Annotated in this window: 20 protein-coding genes and 1 tRNA gene; 16 read left to right on the plus strand and 5 right to left on the minus strand. The window is 38.7% G+C overall.

Going from position 1 to position 19,066, the window contains the following annotated elements; translation table 11 throughout:
* Positions 1–23: 23 nt before the first annotated feature.
* From P5Y91_RS09695 to P5Y91_RS09705, 3 genes are all read right to left on the minus strand, one after another.
* Positions 24–266, minus strand: a complete 243-nt coding sequence (locus P5Y91_RS09695; RefSeq protein WP_003016441.1) for a type B 50S ribosomal protein L31 — start codon at positions 264–266, stop codon at positions 24–26.
* A 161-nt stretch (positions 267–427) separates the two neighbouring features.
* Positions 428–991, minus strand: a complete 564-nt coding sequence (locus tag P5Y91_RS09700; RefSeq protein WP_277839359.1) for a lantibiotic ABC transporter permease — start codon at positions 989–991, stop codon at positions 428–430.
* A 30-nt stretch (positions 992–1,021) separates the two neighbouring features.
* Positions 1,022–1,966, minus strand: coding sequence for a DHH family phosphoesterase (locus P5Y91_RS09705; protein ID WP_277839360.1), 945 nt, complete (start codon positions 1,964–1,966; stop codon positions 1,022–1,024).
* 148 nt (positions 1,967–2,114) lie between these two features.
* Between P5Y91_RS09705 and P5Y91_RS09710 the strand changes: the two genes are divergently transcribed.
* The 10 genes from P5Y91_RS09710 to P5Y91_RS09755 all read left to right on the plus strand — a co-directional run bounded on the left by P5Y91_RS09710 (position 2,115) and on the right by P5Y91_RS09755 (position 8,835).
* Positions 2,115–2,384 carry a TIGR04197 family type VII secretion effector gene (locus P5Y91_RS09710; RefSeq protein ID WP_041818175.1) on the plus strand — a complete coding sequence of 90 codons (270 nt, stop codon included), beginning with the start codon at positions 2,115–2,117 and terminating at the stop codon, positions 2,382–2,384.
* Positions 2,385–2,401: 17 nt separating this feature from the next.
* Positions 2,402–2,761, plus strand: a complete 360-nt coding sequence (locus P5Y91_RS09715; protein ID WP_201087791.1) for a DUF3958 family protein — start codon at positions 2,402–2,404, stop codon at positions 2,759–2,761.
* Positions 2,751–4,733, plus strand: coding sequence for a DUF3114 domain-containing protein (locus P5Y91_RS09720; RefSeq protein ID WP_201087790.1), 1,983 nt, complete (start codon positions 2,751–2,753; stop codon positions 4,731–4,733). Before P5Y91_RS09715 ends, P5Y91_RS09720 begins: the two co-directional genes overlap by 11 nt.
* Complete coding sequence (locus P5Y91_RS09725) at positions 4,654–5,301, plus strand: hypothetical protein (protein ID WP_013903472.1); 648 nt, start codon at positions 4,654–4,656, stop codon at positions 5,299–5,301. Before P5Y91_RS09720 ends, P5Y91_RS09725 begins: the two co-directional genes overlap by 80 nt.
* A gap of 97 nt (positions 5,302–5,398) precedes the next feature.
* A complete protein-coding gene (locus tag P5Y91_RS09730) occupies positions 5,399–6,097 on the plus strand; it encodes a hypothetical protein (RefSeq protein ID WP_229099228.1) in 699 nt (232 codons plus the stop codon).
* A 162-nt stretch (positions 6,098–6,259) separates the two neighbouring features.
* Positions 6,260–6,703, plus strand: a complete 444-nt coding sequence (locus P5Y91_RS09735) for a flavodoxin (protein WP_003007049.1) — start codon at positions 6,260–6,262, stop codon at positions 6,701–6,703.
* A 63-nt stretch (positions 6,704–6,766) separates the two neighbouring features.
* Positions 6,767–7,039 (plus strand): chorismate mutase, encoded by a 273-nt coding sequence (locus tag P5Y91_RS09740; protein WP_129824137.1) that lies wholly within the window; start codon positions 6,767–6,769, stop codon positions 7,037–7,039.
* A gap of 46 nt (positions 7,040–7,085) precedes the next feature.
* Positions 7,086–8,249, plus strand: a complete 1,164-nt coding sequence (locus tag P5Y91_RS09745; protein WP_277839368.1) for a chloride channel protein — start codon at positions 7,086–7,088, stop codon at positions 8,247–8,249.
* Positions 8,250–8,372: 123 nt separating this feature from the next.
* Positions 8,373–8,720, plus strand: a complete 348-nt coding sequence (gene rplS, locus P5Y91_RS09750; RefSeq protein WP_003003254.1) for a 50S ribosomal protein L19 — start codon at positions 8,373–8,375, stop codon at positions 8,718–8,720.
* Positions 8,721–8,763: 43 nt separating this feature from the next.
* A tRNA-Arg gene (locus tag P5Y91_RS09755) sits at positions 8,764–8,835 on the plus strand.
* A 321-nt stretch (positions 8,836–9,156) separates the two neighbouring features.
* On the opposite strand, the gene P5Y91_RS09760 is transcribed toward P5Y91_RS09755, so the two are convergent.
* Positions 9,157–10,413, minus strand: coding sequence for an MFS transporter (locus tag P5Y91_RS09760; RefSeq protein ID WP_277839361.1), 1,257 nt, complete (start codon positions 10,411–10,413; stop codon positions 9,157–9,159).
* Between the two features lie 710 nt (positions 10,414–11,123).
* Here P5Y91_RS09760 and P5Y91_RS09765 point away from each other — a divergent pair.
* The 5 genes from P5Y91_RS09765 to P5Y91_RS09785 all read left to right on the plus strand — a co-directional run bounded on the left by P5Y91_RS09765 (position 11,124) and on the right by P5Y91_RS09785 (position 16,503).
* Entirely contained in the window at positions 11,124–11,744 is a 621-nt protein-coding gene (locus P5Y91_RS09765) for a tetratricopeptide repeat protein (protein ID WP_277839362.1), read from the plus strand.
* A 1,604-nt stretch (positions 11,745–13,348) separates the two neighbouring features.
* Complete coding sequence (locus P5Y91_RS09770; RefSeq protein WP_260314309.1) at positions 13,349–13,636, plus strand: hypothetical protein; 288 nt, start codon at positions 13,349–13,351, stop codon at positions 13,634–13,636.
* 272 nt (positions 13,637–13,908) lie between these two features.
* The gene (locus P5Y91_RS09775) at positions 13,909–14,877 is read left to right on the plus strand and encodes a YdeJ family lipoprotein (protein WP_277839363.1); all 969 of its coding nucleotides are present in this window, start codon (positions 13,909–13,911) and stop codon (positions 14,875–14,877) included.
* 169 nt (positions 14,878–15,046) lie between these two features.
* Positions 15,047–15,538, plus strand: coding sequence for a hypothetical protein (locus P5Y91_RS09780; RefSeq protein WP_277839364.1), 492 nt, complete (start codon positions 15,047–15,049; stop codon positions 15,536–15,538).
* A 152-nt stretch (positions 15,539–15,690) separates the two neighbouring features.
* Positions 15,691–16,503, plus strand: coding sequence for a PrsW family glutamic-type intramembrane protease (locus P5Y91_RS09785; protein WP_277839365.1), 813 nt, complete (start codon positions 15,691–15,693; stop codon positions 16,501–16,503).
* A gap of 280 nt (positions 16,504–16,783) precedes the next feature.
* Here the strand turns inward: P5Y91_RS09785 and mnmE are convergent, their stop codons facing one another.
* A complete protein-coding gene (gene mnmE / locus P5Y91_RS09790; RefSeq protein ID WP_277839366.1) occupies positions 16,784–18,157 on the minus strand; it encodes a tRNA uridine-5-carboxymethylaminomethyl(34) synthesis GTPase MnmE in 1,374 nt (457 codons plus the stop codon).
* A 162-nt stretch (positions 18,158–18,319) separates the two neighbouring features.
* Between mnmE and rpiA the strand changes: the two genes are divergently transcribed.
* The gene (rpiA, locus tag P5Y91_RS09795; protein WP_070594529.1) at positions 18,320–18,991 is read left to right on the plus strand and encodes a ribose-5-phosphate isomerase RpiA; all 672 of its coding nucleotides are present in this window, start codon (positions 18,320–18,322) and stop codon (positions 18,989–18,991) included.
* The last annotated feature ends 75 nt before the right edge of the window (positions 18,992–19,066 follow it).

Below are 19,066 nucleotides of genomic sequence, written 5' to 3' on the forward strand. Positions count from 1 at the left end.
GGGAAGTGGTTCTGTGTTGGTTCTTATTTGAGACCGTATTTTTTGTTGAAACGATCCACACGTCCATCTGCTTGAGTGAACTTTTGACGTCCAGTGTAGAATGGGTGTGAGTCTGATGAAATTTCAACACGGATCAATGGGTAAGTTTCACCTTCGAATTCAACAGTCTCGCTAGAGTACTTAGTTGAACCGCTGAGGAACTTGTAACCAGTAGTAGTGTCCATGAAGACAACAGGGCGATATTCTGGATGGATATCTTTTTTCATTTTGCAATATTTCCTTTCTGCCATGGTCTCTTTCCGAGCCATAGATTGTTACTAAGCTAGTTTACCAAATTTCCAAGATCTTGACAAGTATTTTCACTAATTTTATTTAAATTTATGATCAAAAAAATCACCCTGGCTAAGCCAAGGTGAATCTAATCTTATTATTGTTCAGATTGATTTGGATCTTTTGGTGCTTCAACTGGTTGATCAGCTTGTCCCTCAGTGTGTTCGTGTGATTCTTTTTTGATTTCATTTACAGCAGTTTTTACAGTAGAAGTTGTCACGCGTCCAACAGATTGGGCAAATCCTTTACCAGATTCAGAAAGTTCTTCGAATGTTCCTTTTGTGATTTTACCACCTGACATCGCCAAGAGACCAGTTACAACAATAGCGATTGATGCGATCAAAGCAAGGATCAAACCAAAGCCAATTGAAACCCCATAGCCATTGAAATTAACAGCGTACTTGTTCACACCGAAGACATCGATCAATGTTACAACAGTTGAGAGAGACCCTGATACGATAACACCAATTGCAAAACCTTTTGGTAGTGAAGTTTTTACATCGTTCAAGCAAGCAAGGACAATCGCAACGACTGCGAAGATAATAACAAACCATCCATCTCCGCGAAGGCCATTCCAGGTGTATGAACCAAAATTTCCAGCATTAAGGTTTGCCCATGGCAAGAAAGAGCTAAGAATCGCTACCGCAAATGAAAACCCCATTACCAAGATAAAAAGGCTGAGAAATCGTTCTCAGCCTTCGTTCGTGCGTGCCACTTCTTGTAGCTCTTTGTAGATTTGATCGTTTTCTTCGAGGGAGTAGGAGTTGGCTCCACTCGCTAGTGGATGGCCACCACCATTATGTCGTTTGGCAATCTCGTTGATCACTTTTCGTTTGCTACGCATCCGGACACGGAAGTGACCGTCGGCCTGCTCGACAAAGATGGCCCAAACAGATACGGTATCTATGCGTCCAGGGGCTCCGACAATTGCAGCAGTCTCTGAATCCCGTAGATCGAATTTCTTCAAGAGCTCTTGTGTCAAGGTCACACGCGCAGCACCATGTTCATCGATCTCAAGATGGTCATAGACATAGCCTTGAAGCTTAGCTGTTTTGAGATTGATCATATCCATCTGACGAGCAAGTGCTGTAAAATCAAAGGGAATGCTTCGAAGAGTTGCAGCGATCTCAAAGGTCCGAGTCGAAGTAGCAGGATAAAGGAAGCGACCTGTATCTCCGACAATCCCAGCATAGAGAAGACGCGCAGCACTTACAGGAAGTTCAAGATCCAATTCCTTAGCAAAAAGTGCGATTAACTCACTGGTAGAGCTAGACTCAGTATCGACCCAAAGCAGATCGCCATAAGCATCGTCATTTGGGTGGTGGTCGATCTTGATCAGGAAATCACCATTCGTATAGCGCTTATCATCGATGCGGGGAGTATTAGCCGTATCACAGACAATCACCAAAGCTCCAGCATAGTCCTCATCGCTGACAGTATCCATTTCAGCAAGCCAAGTCAAGGTCGGCTCATCATAGCCAGTTGCCAAGACCCGCTTTTGAGGGAAGTGTGCACGCAGGAGATCCCGCAAGCCCACCTGGCTACCAATCGCATCCGGATCCGGATTCTGATGACGGTGGATAATAATCGTGTCATAAGCTTGAATCTTTTCAAGAATTTCATTCATTACGTTCATACATTACCTCATTTTCTCTGTCAATTTTAACATAAGAAAGGCCCATCCAGCAAGCATTTATCACTAATTAGGAGCTGTGGAAGCGGTTTTACATTAGTTCAATATTTTGGTAGAATGGATAAATAGATTTAGTATGGGAGGGACTAGGATGATTGAAATTAAAAGTAATGCTGAAACGGCACAAGAGTTAGCGGCTTCTTTAAAAAGTAGTGGAGATGCACTTTCGGGAGTTGCATCGGCTTCGAAAGATGAACAAACCAAACTATCTGGTAATGATGCGGCCCATCAAGCCATTGATACTGCTAAAACCAAAGCAGAAGAAATTGCAGCGGCGATTGAATCAATCGGGACCAACCTGCAAAGCGTTTCAACTGGATTTACAGCAGTGGATGAAGCTACTGCTGCGAGCATTCAATAGCTTGAGAGAGTTGGAAGATGAATCACGATCAACAACTATCGGAATTAAGAAGACAAGAAGACCAACTTTTCCAAAAAGAAAGAGAAATTGTAAGAGAAAAAAGAAATCTGGAAGATGAGTTGAACCGCTTTGAGGGCTATAGCTCTGATGCGCACCGTTATTTATGGGATGCATTTGAATCCTATCCTTCCTCTAGAAATTTTTTTGACCAACTTCAAGAGGGATTTCTTCATGAATCGCGAAAAATTTCAAATAGTTATTTAGAAGAGCTGGATGAATTAGCTATTAAAAAAAGAAAAGTCGAAGATGATTTAAATGATATCTATCATGAACGGAAAAAATTAATGATTGAAAAGGAGTGTGACGATGGGAATTGAAGTTTATCGCGGTAGTTTGGATAGCCAAGCTAGTAGCACAGGTACTATGATTGAGCAACAATTGAAAGCTTATGAATCACTAGAAACATCATTAACTCAAATAGAAAATTCTGCCTCGCGCTTGTCTGGCCAAGCTTACGACTCTTTTAGAAGCTTTGTGACAAGTGTTGTCCAGCCATTGAAGGAGGCCGGTGTAGCTTTAGCAGAAGCTACGCAAGAAAGCGTGAAGAAGCTTCCAGCATCCTATCGCTCGGAGGTGGCTGACGAGGACTTACAGGAAGAAAAGTTGGTTTCTGATATTGAACAGTGTGATCGGATGATTGCTATCTTTCATGCAGAGATCAATGAAATTGCTGCTAGTAAATCGACTAGTGCTGGAGATTTTCAACGGTTGCAGAGATTACAGAGGATTCAAGGCTTAAACGTATTAGAAAATATTTTTAAAGCTACTAAAAATAAACTACAAGAAAAATTAAATAAACTCAGAGCGTTTAATGCATCATCGCCAAGTATCTTCTGGGAAATTGATGTCTTAGCCCAAGCTATTCAAATAGCTGTCAATCAAATTAACGTAGCGTGGAATCCAAATACTGGAATGTATTCTATTCCAAAGGATTTATCCTGGTCTGATCTCGTAAATGAAACGATTAAGAATAAAGAGTTTGAAAATGAATATTTGCCAAAGAAACCAAAGGATGTAACAGCGTTCGAATATAACCAATTTCTTACGGGATTACGTGAACAATCAGTGAACCTCAAAGAAATAGATGGCTGGGATAAGGATGCCATCAAAGGTTATGTTAAAGGCGTTTCAAAAAGAACTGCTGATGCCAAGACAGGCAGTGAGTTAAATGCAAGGAGAGATGCTTTGTATGCAGAAACCAAGGAGATTGGATCAGATATCTATACAGAAATGTATGCTAGTAGTAAACTCGATTCTGAAGCGAAAGTTGAACTGGTTCTTAAGCAATTAGGTGCAGAAACGGATGGTAATCTGTTTATGCATTTGACAAGCAAAACGCATAAGATTTCAGAGAATCTACCACCACATGGTGATTTCAACATGTATTTCAGACGTGATGTTGTAAAAGCATTCGGTGATAAACATCTTAATTCATTGAGCGGTGAAAAACTTACTGATAAAGAACGTAAAGAAGAACTTAAGAAAATTAGTCAAAAAGAAATAGCATTGCGACAGCAAGTTCATTTTTTCCGTTATTATCTGGATCGCCAAGCAATTTACTATATTCGCAATCATTACGAAGGCGCAAATGATTACGAAAAACTGTTAGCATATGGTAAAGAAAATAATATTGAATTTGATTACACAACTGGCTCTAACTACCATAATCGCTTTAATCCAAAAGATGGCTTTAAACGTCCCTATAATATGAAGGTTCAAGTCCCTCAGGGCAATTCAGCTAAAGGAAAAGATTTAAACAATGCACGGATGGTGGAATTTATTGTGAATTTGGATACCGGCGAGTTTGACAGTCAATGGGATGCCTATGACAATCATAAACTAGCAGATGGTCGCTATGATTCCAATCCAAATAATTATTTTAAAGATGAATTAAGGGAAATTGCTAACACGGAATCATTTAATTACGGCCCTTCAAAAGGTAATAATACGGATGTTTCGGGAATTTATCAAGGAAAACATGGAATGCTTGATGTGGATGGTACTCCTGAGCCAGCTACTCGAACTGAAGCAAAAAGACTATTTCGCTATGAAAATGATTTGGGTAAAACAGATGAAAAAACTGCTCATGTAGGTCAATTTGCGGATATTGTAAAAGGAGGAGGACATGAAGACTATGAAGCATGGCAACGTAATACAAAAGGAATGTCAGAAAAAGAAAAAATGGAAGAGTATAATAAATATAAAAGTTATGCTAGTGGCATTAAGCCTAGCGATCGCGGGTATAATAAGTATACTCGTAGCCCTGAGTACATCAAAGAGCATAAGTGATACTCATTCAATATTAATAAATAAACGTTATATTGAGACTCAAAGTATTTCAGATAATGATAAAAAATTATCAATCAGTGCAGGTTTTGATTTAAAAGAAAAAGATTTTTTTTATTACCATGGAGCTGCAATAAAAAATAATAAATTGTATGGTGGTAGTCAGGAATATAGTGCTGCGGAGTATTATAAAAGAGCTTTAGATATTGAGCTCACTTCAGCACTTTTAAATCACCAAATTAATATTAAAGATATAAAAGATTCCAACTATCAAATCACTCGTTCAACTGATTCATTCATCAATAAAAAATTATTAGAAGAAAAACATCCGCCTGAATTTGAAGGTAGATATTCTATCAAGGATAGTCAGTTTTCCAAAGTCCGTATCACCTACAACAAAGAATTTCTACCAACAAAAATTGAGTGGTACTATAAGGGTGAAGAAGGACTAAAATGGTACACTTGGCGCACCTATTCGTATCCCTTCAAAAATAAGTCTGATTTTGATAAAAAGCTGGATGAAGAAATTGAAAATATTAAAGAAATTCAAGAGGAAAATGAGGGAGATTAACCTAGTTTTGAGATAAAGCTGAGCTTACATATGTCTCAGCTTTTTGAATAGTTTAACACTTCACTTTGGATGTATATTTTGCTAGAATGTGATGGATATGATGAAAGAAATTAAACAGAGAGGATTCAGTTCGAAAGTCTTTCTAGTTGCTTTGTCTCTAGTAGTTGTTGCTGGTGTTTTCATTGCATTCCGCAGAGGCAAGATTCAAGAAAATTCAAAATCGATATTAGAACAACAGCGGTTTATTGTTGTGGATGATTCGGGCGATGAAAATTTATATCGATCTTATTTTGAGAATGGCTATGACTTGAGGAGCAATAATTCTTATAGTAAAACTCAAGTAGTAGTAAAAAATGGGAAAAAATATGGCAGTTATTCGGACGAAAAACCATCCGATAGGTATCATAGAGACTTATACCGAAATATTACTTCCGCAATTTTGAACTTAAAAGTTTCGAGAGAAGAGATCGAAAAATCAAACTTTGTTATTGAGCGAGATCCGAAATCGTTGATTACTAAATCTCTAGTGAAGGAAGGGAAGACACCTGATTTTGAAGCCAAAGTTTTAAATGAAAAGAATCAATTTTCCAAAGTTCGGATCACCTATAATCAAGATTATTTACCGATCAAACTTGAATGGTATTTTAAAGGTAAAGATGGGTTGAAGTGGTATACCTGGAGCCGTTTTTCATATCCATATAAGACTGAATCTGAATTTAATAAAAAACTAGATGAAGAAATCCAGCGTATTAAAGATATTAAAGAGGAGTACGAGTTGGAGAAGGAAAACAGATAATAATTGAACTATTAAAGCAATTCAAGAAGAAAATGAGGGTGATTAGGTTGAATCGGTCCAAATTCTTGAAACGTGTCCCTTCTTTCAGCTTATCGGGAAAGGTTTCGTGCAAAATGCTTGAAAAAGTGGTATAATACGGGAAATAGCTTTTGGGAGGAAATTATGACTGTAGCGAAGATTGTTTTTGCTAGTATGACTGGAAATACTGAAGAAATTGCTGATATCGTAGCGGACAAATTCCGTGATCTTGGTGTCGAAGTAGATGTGGATGAGTGTACAACTGTGGATGCGGAGGACTTCCTTGATGCGGATATCGCAGTGGTAGCGACTTATACTTACGGTGATGGAGAGCTTCCAGATGAGATCCAAGATTTCTACGAAGATTTGGCTGGCCTTGATCTCAAAGGCAAACTTTACGGTGTGGTAGGATCAGGTGATACCTTCTACGATGAATTCTGTAAAGCAGTTGATGATTTCGACCGTTGCTTCGCTGCGACTGGTGCTGAAAAAGGTTCTGAGTGTGTCAAAGTTGATTTGTCTGCAGAAGACGAAGACATTGAAAAATTAGAAGCCTTTGCAGAAGAACTCGTAGCAAAAGCAAATTAATGACAAAGAGGTTGGATCGATGGATTTCAGCCTCGATTTATATCCAAAATAAAGAGGAGACACATGGATTTAGATCAGATTCGTAAGGACATTGACCAAATCGATCAAGAGCTTGTAGCCTTGCTGGAAAGACGGATGGTCTGTGTCGGTCAGATTGTAGAATATAAGGAGCAGCAGGGGATACCTGTGCTCGATCAAGGAAGGGAAAGAGAGGTACTTGAGAAAGTTGGCTCTCTCGTGACGGATGAGCAGTATCGGGCGACCATTCAAGCTCAGTTTCAAGATATGATGAAGCGCTCGAGAGACTTCCAAGAGGAGGTGAGGGCGCGTGACTAGTCTATCTATCAAGCAAAAAGCACAACAGTATGTGGTCCTAACAGGGATGGCGCTTTTCATTGGACTCTTGGTTGGTGCTATTGATATGATTTTTGGTCAAGGTCTTCTCCTGATAGGAGATTTTCGAAGCCAGCATTGGCCCTTGATTCTTTTTCTGGCCATAGCGGGGCTTGTCATCGTTTATCTTTATAAACGTTTTGGTGGCAAGGCTTCAAAAGGAATGGGCCTGATCTTTGATGTTGGACACGCGCGTGAGGAGAAAATCCCCTTGGTCTTGGTGCCTTTGATCATGCTGACGACCTGGATGAGCCACCTCTTTGGTGGTTCGGTCGGTCGGGAAGGCGTAGCGGTCCAGATCGGAGCGACCCTTTCGCATCGTTTTGCCCGTCATATTAAGATTCCAGATGCTTCACGTATCTTTCTCATGACTGGGATGGCAGCTGGTTTTGCGGGGCTCTTTCAGACGCCACTCGCAGCAACCTTCTTTGCCCTTGAAGTCTTGACGGTTGGGGAGTTGCAGTTGGTGGCTCTCTATCCTGCCCTCGTCGCCTCGATCGTGGCGAGCTTCACCTCTCACGCCCTTGGTTTGGAGAAATTTGCTGTGCCACTAAGAGAAACGCTGAGCTGGACACCAGAGACCTTGATCAAAGTCGCTCTACTTGGCCTAGCTTTTGGACTCGCTGGGAAACTCTTTGCAGTTAGCCTTTCTTGGTTGAAGAAAGCAGTCGCTCAAGTCTTGCCTAATCCCTATATCCGGATTTCCCTTATAGGGGCTGGACTTAGCTTGGTCCTCTTGACCCTCCAGCTGACCAAGGTCGGAACATACAGTGGACTTGGAACCAATCTGATTGATGTGGCTTTTCATCAGGGCAGTGCGCAGAGTTATGACTGGATCTTGAAGCTCCTCTTTACCGTGGTGACGATTTCAGCTGGTTACCAAGGAGGAGAAGTGACACCGCTCTTTGCGATCGGGGCTACGCTTGGAGTCTTTCTCGCTCCTATGCTAGGGTTACCAGTCTTAGTCGTGGCCGCTATTGGTTATGCCAGTGTCTTTGGCAGTGCGACGACGACCTTGCTCGCACCGGTCTTGATCGGAGGAGAAGTCTTTGGCTATGCCAATCTTCCTTTCTTTGTCATTGCTTGTGCCATCGCCTATTGCCTACCAAAAGAGTGGAGCATTTATTCCGGTCAAAAAGTTGCGAAAAAGTAGAGAAAAGAGCTTTACAAACCTGAAATTATCTGATATGATAGTTTCTGTGCGTAATGGAAGCACAAAAATACAGTTTATCCGCTGAGGGAGGTCCCTCAAGATTGACGAAGATAGGAGAATAAAATGAATCCATTAATCCAAAGCTTGACTGAAGGTCAACTTCGTACTGATATCCCTGCATTCCGTCCTGGTGACACTGTTCGTGTACACGCGAAAGTTGTCGAAGGATCTCGTGAACGTATCCAGATCTTTGAAGGCGTAGTTATCGCTCGTAAAGGTCAAGGACACACTGAAATGTACACTGTTCGTAAAATCTCTAACGGTGTCGGTGTTGAACGTACATTCCCAGTACACACTCCACGTGTAGAAAAGATTGAAGTTGTACGTTACGGTAAAGTACGTCGTGCGAAATTGTATTACCTTCGTGCATTGCAAGGTAAAGCAGCTCGTATTAAAGAAATCCGTCGTTAAGACGAACAAGGAGGCGGGAGTGATCTCGCTTCTTTTTTTATAGGTCCCCTTAGTTCAATGGATATAACAACTCCCTCCTAAGGAGTAGTTGCTGGTTCGATTCCGGCAGGGGACATATTTTTTCGAACATGAGGGATTTTCAAATTGAATAGAAATTCCTCTTTCGAGACTTTCCTTAGGTGTAATTCTATTTAGTTTATATATTTTTAGTATTCTAAAAGAGATAAAGGAATTAAAGCAAATAAAAGGTAAGTAAATAGATAGACGTAATCTAATTTGTATTGTCTTTATCTGGACTATACATCCGTATCTTGAACAGGTTACTAAAAAGGTGCTAAATTATGAAAAAAGTCCCATTGTTAGTATTTAAAAAAAGACAAGGTGTTTTATCCTTGTCTTTTTCGTTTTACGTTTTAGTACTGCTTTTGTTTCAATGTCAATAAATGTGTTCTTTTTGGAGTATTCTATATATTCGAGGTAACATTATCATGGTATAGATCAGGAGAGAAACACCTCCAAATATGAATATCAGACCTCCGTTTATGTCCTTTTGAAATAGATAAGTAAATACAATGGTACCTATCGGCATGATAGACGTATTTAGTGTGAACAAAGTACTCATTACTCTTCCTAAATAATTTGTTTCAATACTACTTTGAAGATAGGTCATGACGACAATATTTAGAATAACAAGAGTAAATGCTATAATTCCCATAAATAAACCGCCAACGGAAGAAATAATCACTTGGGTGTTAGTAGTTGCAAATGTAATACCCAAACCAACGATAGCGATGGTTAGAAGAAAAAGTGGAATGCGAATTCTATTAGAAAGAAGTGTATTATTTTCTTTTTTGTCTGGCAATAGTGACATAGACACACTGGCTAATAACATTCCAACTGCAGACATTGTTTCTAGGATACCTACTGTTGCATTATCTAATAAGAGTTGCTCTTTGACTACAAATGGCACTCCAATGCTAATGGAAGTATAGAAAAAATTCAGTACAACACTAACAAGAATAATATATTTTACAATCTGATTTTCTTTTAAAAATTGGATAATTTCTTTGACCCCGTGTTGATGCTTTTCATTCTGTTTAATCTTAGCTTCTTGCTCTTCGTGTTCATAAAAGAATTTCATGGTAAGTAAGACACCTAAAGAAAGGAGATTTGCAATGATCTCTATAAGAATAAAGCCTGAGAAGCCTAACCAATTATAAAAAATGACTCCAATAGCTGGGGAAAGCATGGTTGCGATAGCAATAGCGGTTTGTGTAACAGAGCTTAATCGTTGAATTTTTGTATCATTTACTAACTCGTGGATAGAGGCTGAATAACAAGTATCATTGATGTTAACTGTAATAGAGTGGAGTATGACAAACGGGATTACGAGGTATAAGATAGTAGATGAATTCGTTAAAAAATAAAAAGCATAAAACAGAAGAAAGATTATAAGCCTAAAGATAAAATTATAAATTAAGATCTTTTTATGACGGTATCGGTCTACTAAATTACCGATTGGAACCAAGAAAATCAAACTAACTAAAGGATAGATGATCATATTGATTCCAAAACTCATTGCCGATTTTGTTTGGTCCAGTAACATTAATCCTAAAGCAAAATTAAAAGCTTTTCCACTTAAAGAACTAATAAAACTACTAATAAAGTCTTTGATGATTTGTCTATTAGACATTTGATCACTTATTAAATTCTTAATATTAACCCCCTCCATTCGTTTCAACATTGCTTCGATTATCTAATCCTATTCAATGAACCTGTGTTGTAAGGTAATTGGAATATTAGATAAGCCATAATTTTTGTTAATTAAGATTTTATCAATTATACTAATAAAAGTATATTAAAAAATGTAAAAAATATTGTATTTATGTTTACTCATTATATTTCTCTCTTGCTTTGACATTATCTAAATTGATAACTTCATACGTACCTCTTCTAAAATAGGATATATTTTACAATCGTTAAAGGATTTCAAAATGAAACAGATTGATTTATTTTGATTTTTATAGGCTTTAAATTTATTCCAGATGTCTATACTATTTATCACAACATTTGACACCGCTTTCAAACGGGAGTACAATAATATTGAGGACAAGATGGTTAATCTCTTTTATTTAGGAGGTGTCAGATATGCAAATCTATTTTGTTTATTCTATTTTCTATCTATTATCACGCGTAGTAGCACTTGTAGTTCTAGCTTATCTTATTAAGTTACTCATTGCTCGTTTAAAAAGAAACTAAGTAACATTTTTCCCAAATAGTAGTTATTTGGGCTTTTTGCTATACTTTAGTTTAGTGGATTAAATCTGTAAAGGTAGGATTTAGTATATTCTTGTTGAGTGATTTTATTTTATGAAGGTTGTTTATAGTTGAAGGGGGAAATAGATGGTCTCTAAAATCGATGTAGCTTGGGACTTGTTCCTAGAAGGAAATATATTAGAAGCTAAAAAGTTGGTTGAACAAGATTTTTCCATTGATACCTGTACAGATTTTAGCCTTTTAAATCTAATGGGGTATTTATTATTGGCAGAAAAAGACTATGCCTCGTGTACCCATATCTTTGAGAAATACATTTTATTAGCTCGACAAAATGAAGATAAAGAAAATGAACATATTGGCTTACATCAATTAGCTATGATCTACAGAGATCAGGGTGATTTTCATAAGGCTTTAAAACTCATTGAAGACGAAGAGAAGATAGTTGAAGAGTATTTTCCAAACGATAATCTAAAGAAAGCTGTGAATAACTACGAACAAGGCTATGTGAGATTTAAATTAAACAACCTTCATGAAGCTCTTACATTCATGAATCTGTCATTGGAACAATCTTTAGAGACTGATGATGTGATTTCTCAAGCTTGTAGCTATAGAGGGTTAGGTGAAATCTATTTAGCCTTGAAAGATACGGAATTATCCAACAGACATTTTAAACGAGCTATAGAACTTTTCGAAAGTGTTGGAGAGTTTGAAGGGGTAAAGGAAATTGAGGAATTGATTAATAAATGATTTGACATTTAGATTTTGCTATTAATTTGCCTAAATAAAAAGTTTTAATATGCTATAAATCATGTATTTGATTAAGGGTGATAAGATAAGAGGTTGTGCTAGAAATGGAATTTCTATTTATTTTAATTATTTATATACCTTATTTCTTTTATTTAAATTGGAAGGATAAGCCTAAACAAAAAAATAAGTCCTTTTGCTATCTTTATAAGTTTTACATGATTTACTTGTGGTTTATCCTCATAATTTCCATAATGGCTATCGGTATTTTTTCCCTTGGAGTACTAGCTGTTATAGGCGAAATACTTACGTTAGGTTTCTTTGTTTTATCTTTTTTTGGTGTAGTTCTATTTAGTGTCTATATTTTTAGTATTCTAAAAGAGATAAATGACTTAAAGCAAATAAAAGGGAAGTAAATATTAACTAAGAGAACTAGCTAAATAGCTTAAGTAAAATATAACACGGCTATGATTCATGAGCCGTGTTTTTATATGAATGTACAATTGAAAAATTTTTAGTTTTCACTTAAATAAAGTACATAATTGACAATGATTAGCTCAAAACGTTTTTTGGTTATGAAAGGGTGCCAAGAGATTTCGAAAAAATACTTTCTTTTAGGAAAATATTTTTCCGAAAAATTGATCTTTTTCCGAAAGTTTTGTAATGAACAGAAAAACAGCGCAAACCACTTACGCTGTAGGGATTTTTAGTGGTAGATTGTCCGTACTTTAATCTGAAAATAGCCCAGAATGACTATCTCAGCATGATTTTTTAACATTTTATGCAAAAAAATAATTATTCGGTAGCAAAATTTCGAGAATTTTACCGAATAGTTAAAAAAATCAGCAGAATAGATTTTTTTATCGTATCTAATTTATAGAGTTTGTTGGGATAGTTTCTGAGTTTTTATTTATCACTCCAACTTTATTATTATACCATTAAAATTATTAGAAAAACAGACTTGAATTATTTTGAAATTGGTATATGATTAAGGTGTAGAAAACTATAAAATAGCCTGTTAGAAAGGGGAACGAAAGAATTAATCAGGCTATATAAAATTGGTATTTAATGTTGTAAAACAAGAAAGGGTAAGGTAAAAAATGCAATTACATAAAAAAATTTTTATAGTGGCGTTGGTTTTATCTATTTGTATCTCACTATATTTTCTTATCAATCCGTCTAATATCTTCACCTTTCCGATCCGTGTGCATTCATTTGATGACACATTTAAATATTACATGTTTGTGAAGATTGGAATTGTATTATTATTTATCAAATTCTTACTGGATATATGCTTAGAGTATATCAAGAATTGGTTTAAAAAGTTTTGATATATCTTCACGCAAAAAAACTTAGCATGTTTAGTAACTGCACCCCAATAATGGAACAAGAGAAAGTCCTCTTATGCGACCAGTTTTCTGTACTCTACAGGAGGCTGGTCATTTATTTTTTAAAACATGTTGTATATAAGAATTGCAACAATAGAAAAGATTAATAAGAGGATTAAGAGGATTAACAAGATAAAAATAATTACTTTTTTCATTGTAGTTCTCCTTTATTTTTTGTATGATTATATCAGAATGTTTTTAAAAATGAAAGGGTTTTCTATGGGAAACGATGTGTTTTTTGATTCTTTTTTAAGATCACTTAGGTTTCATTTTCGTGATAAGTGTAAGGATATTGGATTTATAGAGTTTTTCAAAGATGAAAATAATTGTTTTATTACTATAGAGGATTATGTTTTGGAATCTTTTGTAATATTGTCAAATATTTTGAGTCAGGAGAGGATTGTATTTACTTGTGGAATTATTTATAGTAAGGGGGTAGTTACTGGAGTAGAAGTATCTATGAGTGTATTAGAGTTAGAAAGATTAAATAATTTGTACAAGATATAGTTTTGAAGCATATTAAAAAAATAAGGGAAACTGTCTATGTAGGATGTGTGGAGTTGATAGTATCAATGTTTCCTTGTTTTAGAGCTGTGTTCTTTAGAATGATCCCAAAACAAGAAAAACAAAAAATGAAGGTCTAGGAGCTCGATACATTGAGCTTCTATTTCTTTAGAAATTCAAATAATAATTTTACAGACTTTTATGCCCCCTCCACTTTTTCTTTGACTCTCCTTTCTTATTTCTCTAAAATAATAGGTATGTGAAGGGAGATTGATATGAAAAAAGGTTTTGTGATTGTGCTTTCTGCTTTGGTTTTGGCTTCGTGTGGTCGTCCTCAGAGGACGGTAACGCCTAAGAGCTCGGACACCAAGCAGACCAGCACTTCGGAAAAGAAGCAGTCTGGCATGGACTTGAAAGCGATCAAGGCTAAGGACTACTCGAGTATCAAGGGGACTTGGGTTGATGGTCGTGGCAATGAGTTGTTTTTTGATGACAAAGGCTTGGTCAGTGAGGACGTTGAACTTGATGCATCGAGCTTTAAGCAGAAGGACCAGATTGCTGAGATGACGGTCAGTGCCAAGTCGGGTGTTGGAGGCTACGGTCTCTTGCTCCTTCCAAAAGGTCAGAAAGCTGGCAAGGACGATGCTTCAGATAAGTCCAAGGATCGGATCTGGGCTGGTCAGTCACCGGCTTATGGCGATGATGACAATTTCTACTATCGTAAGAAAGAGCAACCCAAAGATCGGGAACAAGTAGATACCGAGGATAGCAGTAGTACGTCTAAGACGAGTAAGGCCAAGAAGTGGAATACTCGATCGGATAGCGAGGTTAAATCTTCGAAGAAGGCGGATCAGAATGATTATCCAGGCTACACCGATGCTCAGGTCGAAGCTGCGCGTGTCTGGGCTTATGTGATCAAGTCTGTACCGACAGAATTGAGTATTAATGAAAAGAGTGCTGGTACAAAAATTTACTTTGGTGGGCTAGGAGTTGATTATCCTAAAGATGTTCGTCAGTTGTTTACTCCTATTTCTGCAGAAGGACATGTGACTTACGCATCAAACGGTGATGGGACGGTAACGATCTATCCTGTTCCGAGTCATTGGCAACAGTCTGCAGATGAGCTCAATAGTGAGGAGTTTATGACGCAATTTACTCAAGGGATCTTGGACCATGCTGAAACGGTGACTTTGCCAGATGGGGATCCAGACATGATTCGCCAGATTCTTGCAGTACTGAAGTAAGGGAGATTATGGTAGAATAATATTAGATAAAAATTTTTTAAACTATTAAAGATCTAATGACCTATTAGGTTATCAGATTAAAGGTTTGGTATATCTTTTACAGGAAGCTTATGCAATTTTGGTCAATTACAGGTCGTTTTCTACTTGTAAAAATAAAAGGAGAAAATCTATGAAAAAAACTATGTTTGCAACAATGACCATCCTCTCGCTATTTCTGTCTTCGTGCGCGCAAAAAGAAGTGAAGAATGAAGACAAAAAAGAGCAGTCTACTGAACAGAATGTAAAAGATTCTACAAAGGAAAGTAAAGAATCAGTGGTCAAAGGGATGAATCAAGCCCCTACCTCATTGGTTGGAAATGAAAAAACTAATGTAGTATTTGCTTATATGCTTCAAAATCAAATCAATGGCGAAATTGAGATGGCGAAAGTGTATTATAATGAAGAGTATGTGATCCTTGTCTTCTCTGTATCAGAAAATATGCTATCTTTAGCAAATATAAATCCAAAAGATTATTGTAAGACGCTTTTTGATCTAAAAGAAGAGATAGTAAAGCAATACAATGCAACTCAAAACACACCAAGCAGTATAAAACTTAAAATATATGATAAAGATGAGAAGCTCTTGGCAACGGAGGAAAATGGAGCGCTGGTGATTAAGTAACTAAATTTAGTCAACCATTTGTCGCCATCAACGTTTACATTTTTCTCACTAATCCACATTTATTGTTTTTTTAAGCTGATCCTGATACAATAGAAACACAGAAAAAAGACTGGGCTTCCAGCCTTTTTCATTTCACTTTAGAAAGGTCTTTTATGAAACGCAAATCGATTTTGTTTCTCTATTTACTCTTGCTAGCGATCGGCCTAGCCTATGAGACCCAGTCACTGACAGAAGGCTGGATGTCTGGCAGCCAGTACGGGATTGCGGGACTTTCGTCCTTGATCCTTTTGGTCTATGCACTTCCTGCTGTTTGGGCTCTCTTTCATTTTGCCAAGAAGTGGAAGTTGTCTTGGGTACCGGTTCTATTTTCTGTATTAGGTGGGGGCTTTGTTGCCGGTTGGTTGTCTAGCTTTGCCAATACTTATTTCCATGATATGATTCAAGCGATCGCTCCAAATAGCGACTTTTGGAACCAGTACGAGAGTGCCATCGCTGCGCCTCTCTTTGAGGAACCCTTTAAGTTGATTCCGATCTTCTTTGTCCTCTATTTGTTCAGTGTTCGTCGCATCAAGTCGATCTTCCTCTTGGCGATTGCCTCTGGTCTTGGTTTCCAGATCGTCGAGGACTTTGCCTATATCCGTCAGGACCTGCCGGGAGGTTTCTCTTACACGGTGTCAGGGATTCTCGGCCGTGTGGCCAATGCGCCCATGTCTCACTGGGTCTACACAGGTCTTGTCATGCTGGGGCTCTTCCTGATTGTCCAAGCAAGCAGAGGACGCAAGGATTTACGTCTAGCAGGCTGGGGATATTTAGTAGCTGGGTTTGGACTCCATTTTGTTGGCAATTCACCTTTCTCACAAATCGTGACCGAGTTGCCGATTGCGATTCCAATCTTGAATGCTACTGGGCTCTTCCTGATCTACCAAGCTTATCAGACCGTCGAGCGATTAGAACAAGCAAAATAAGAACAAAAAATGCGTATGTGTGCAAACATACGCATTTTTGTTATTTTGGACATACTTTTGTATAAACTGGGTGATCCTATAACTGTAAACTAAATTCAATTTTGAAAGAAGTATTTGAGACTTTCCGCCGTGAGAAAAGTGCTTGAAACATTGTTGTTTCAAGCACTCGGGAGTTTTGAAACGTTAGATTCAAAACTAAGTCATGGAACTTCTTCGAAGTTCGCTGACGTCCGTACTCACCTAAGGAAAGTCTCTAAGAGTATAGGATCTTAAAATGGATTTATTTACCAAGACAGAACTGGCTGAAGAGTTGGGTGATGAGCTCATCTGGAGCGGCATCCCCTGTGATTTCTCCGAGGATTTCCCAGGTGCGGGTGAGGTCGACTTGAAGCAGGTCTACCGGCATACCGAGGGCCAAGCCTTCGTTGACCGCTTGCAGGCTTTCAACAGCTTTTTCGATGAGAGAGATGTGACGAGCATTAGAAAGATAAGTCGCATCTTGCTCAACCAGCCCAGCATTTTCGAAGAAGAGGGCGTTGATCCGGTCTTCAATTTGATCGATGTTTTGGTTTTTCAGGACGGAAATCTTGATATGATCTTCCGGCAGTTGGTCGATTTCGATCTTCTCTGGGAGGTCGACCTTGTTGAGGAGGATGATGCGGTTGCTGTCTTGAGAGATTTCAAGGAGTTGGCGGTCTTGATCGGTCAAGCGCTCGCTAGCATTGAGAACCAGAAGAACCAAATCAGCTTCCTTGAGGGCTTTTTTCGAACGTTCTACACCAATTTTCTCAACGATGTCTTCGGTTTCCCGGATCCCAGCCGTATCGACCAGTTTGAGGGGAACCCCGTTGATGTTGACGTATTCCTCGATAACGTCACGAGTGGTTCCTTCGATATCGGTAACAATGGCTTTTTCTTCGCGAAGAAGATTATTGAGGAGGCTAGACTTGCCGACGTTTGGACGACCGATGATAGCAGTAGAGATCCCTTCACGCAAGATCTTGCCACGACGGGCAGTCTTGAGGAGGTTGGTCAAGAGTGCTTCAAATTCACTGGTCTTTTCACGGATGATCTCAGTGGTTGCTTCTTCGACATCATCGTACTCAGGATAGTCGATATTGACTTCGACCTGGGCCAGGGTATTGAGTATCTCTTGGCGGGTATTGTTGATCAGATCAGATAGGGATCCGTCCAACTGTTTGACTGCAATATTCATAGCCTTGTCGGTCTTGGCGCGGATAATGTCCATGACAGCTTCGGCTTGGGTTAAATCGACCCGACCGTTCAGAAAGGCCCGCTTGGTAAATTCCCCAGGCTCAGCTAATCGAGCTCCTTCACGGATGACTAATTGCAGGATTTCATTTGTCACCGCAATCCCGCCGTGGGTATTGATCTCGATAATGTCCTCGCGGGTGAAGGTCTTCGGCGAGCGCATGGCTCCCACCATGACTTCGTCGAGAATCTCGTCCTTATCTGGATCTACGATATGACCGTAGTTGAGGGTGTGGCTAGAAACGCTGTTCAAATCTTTCCCTTTGAAGATCTTTTGCGCAATGGCAAAGCTGTCTGTCCCGCTCAAGCGGACGATCCCGATAGCCCCCTCACCAAGAGGGGTCGAGATGGCAGCAATGGTATCAAATTCTTTAGTAATCATGTCATTTCTCTTTTCCTGTAGATTCATCTCTATTCTATCGTAAAGTCAGCGGACGGGCAAGGTTTTGCTTTTAGAACTAAAAGATGGAAAGGTTTTCAAATAATTAGTGAAATCTCTTTCAGAATATGCTATACTGTAATAGAATATAAAAGGAGGTCTATGATGGTAAACCTAAAAGAACAGGTAGGAATTAAGGCGGCTGAGTTTGTCAAAGACGGCATGATTGTCGGTCTCGGTACAGGGTCAACTGCTTATTATTTTGTGGCTGAATTGGGTCGTCGCATCAAAGAAGAAGGCTTGCAGATCACAGCTGTCACAACGTCGAGTGTGACCTATGATCAGGCTGAAAGTTTAGGCATCCCGCTCAAGGCTATCGACGATGTCGAAGTGGTCGATGTGACAGTGGATGGCGCAGATGAAGTGGATCCTCAATTGAACGGGATCAAAGGTGGCGGTGGGGCTCTCCTCATGGAAAAAATCGTCGCAACCAATTCAAAAGATTGCATTTGGATTGTGGATGAATCCAAACAAGTCGCAACTCTTGGGGCTTTCAAACTTCCAGTGGAAGTAGTGCAATACGGAGCTGAAAATCTCTTCCGGCACTTTGAGCAAAAGGGTTACCATCCTGCTTTCCGTCTCGCGGATGATCAACGTTTTGTCACCGACCAAGGCAACTTTATCATTGACTTGGATCTCAAGGTGATCGAGGATGCAGAAGCTCTAGCCAATGAATTGGATCACACCGTCGGGGTTGTCGAGCACGGTTTATTCTTGAACATGATTTCAAAAGTGATTGTAGGGACACCAGATGGCCCTGTCATCATTGAAAAATAGAGAGTGGGACAGAAATCGGTAATTCGTTAGAATTCGATTTCGTCGTCCCACCTCCGCACAGTTGAGTAGGGCTGT

It is taken from the genome of Streptococcus taoyuanensis, from assembly GCF_029589235.1.
Lineage (GTDB): Bacteria > Bacillota > Bacilli > Lactobacillales > Streptococcaceae > Streptococcus > Streptococcus taoyuanensis.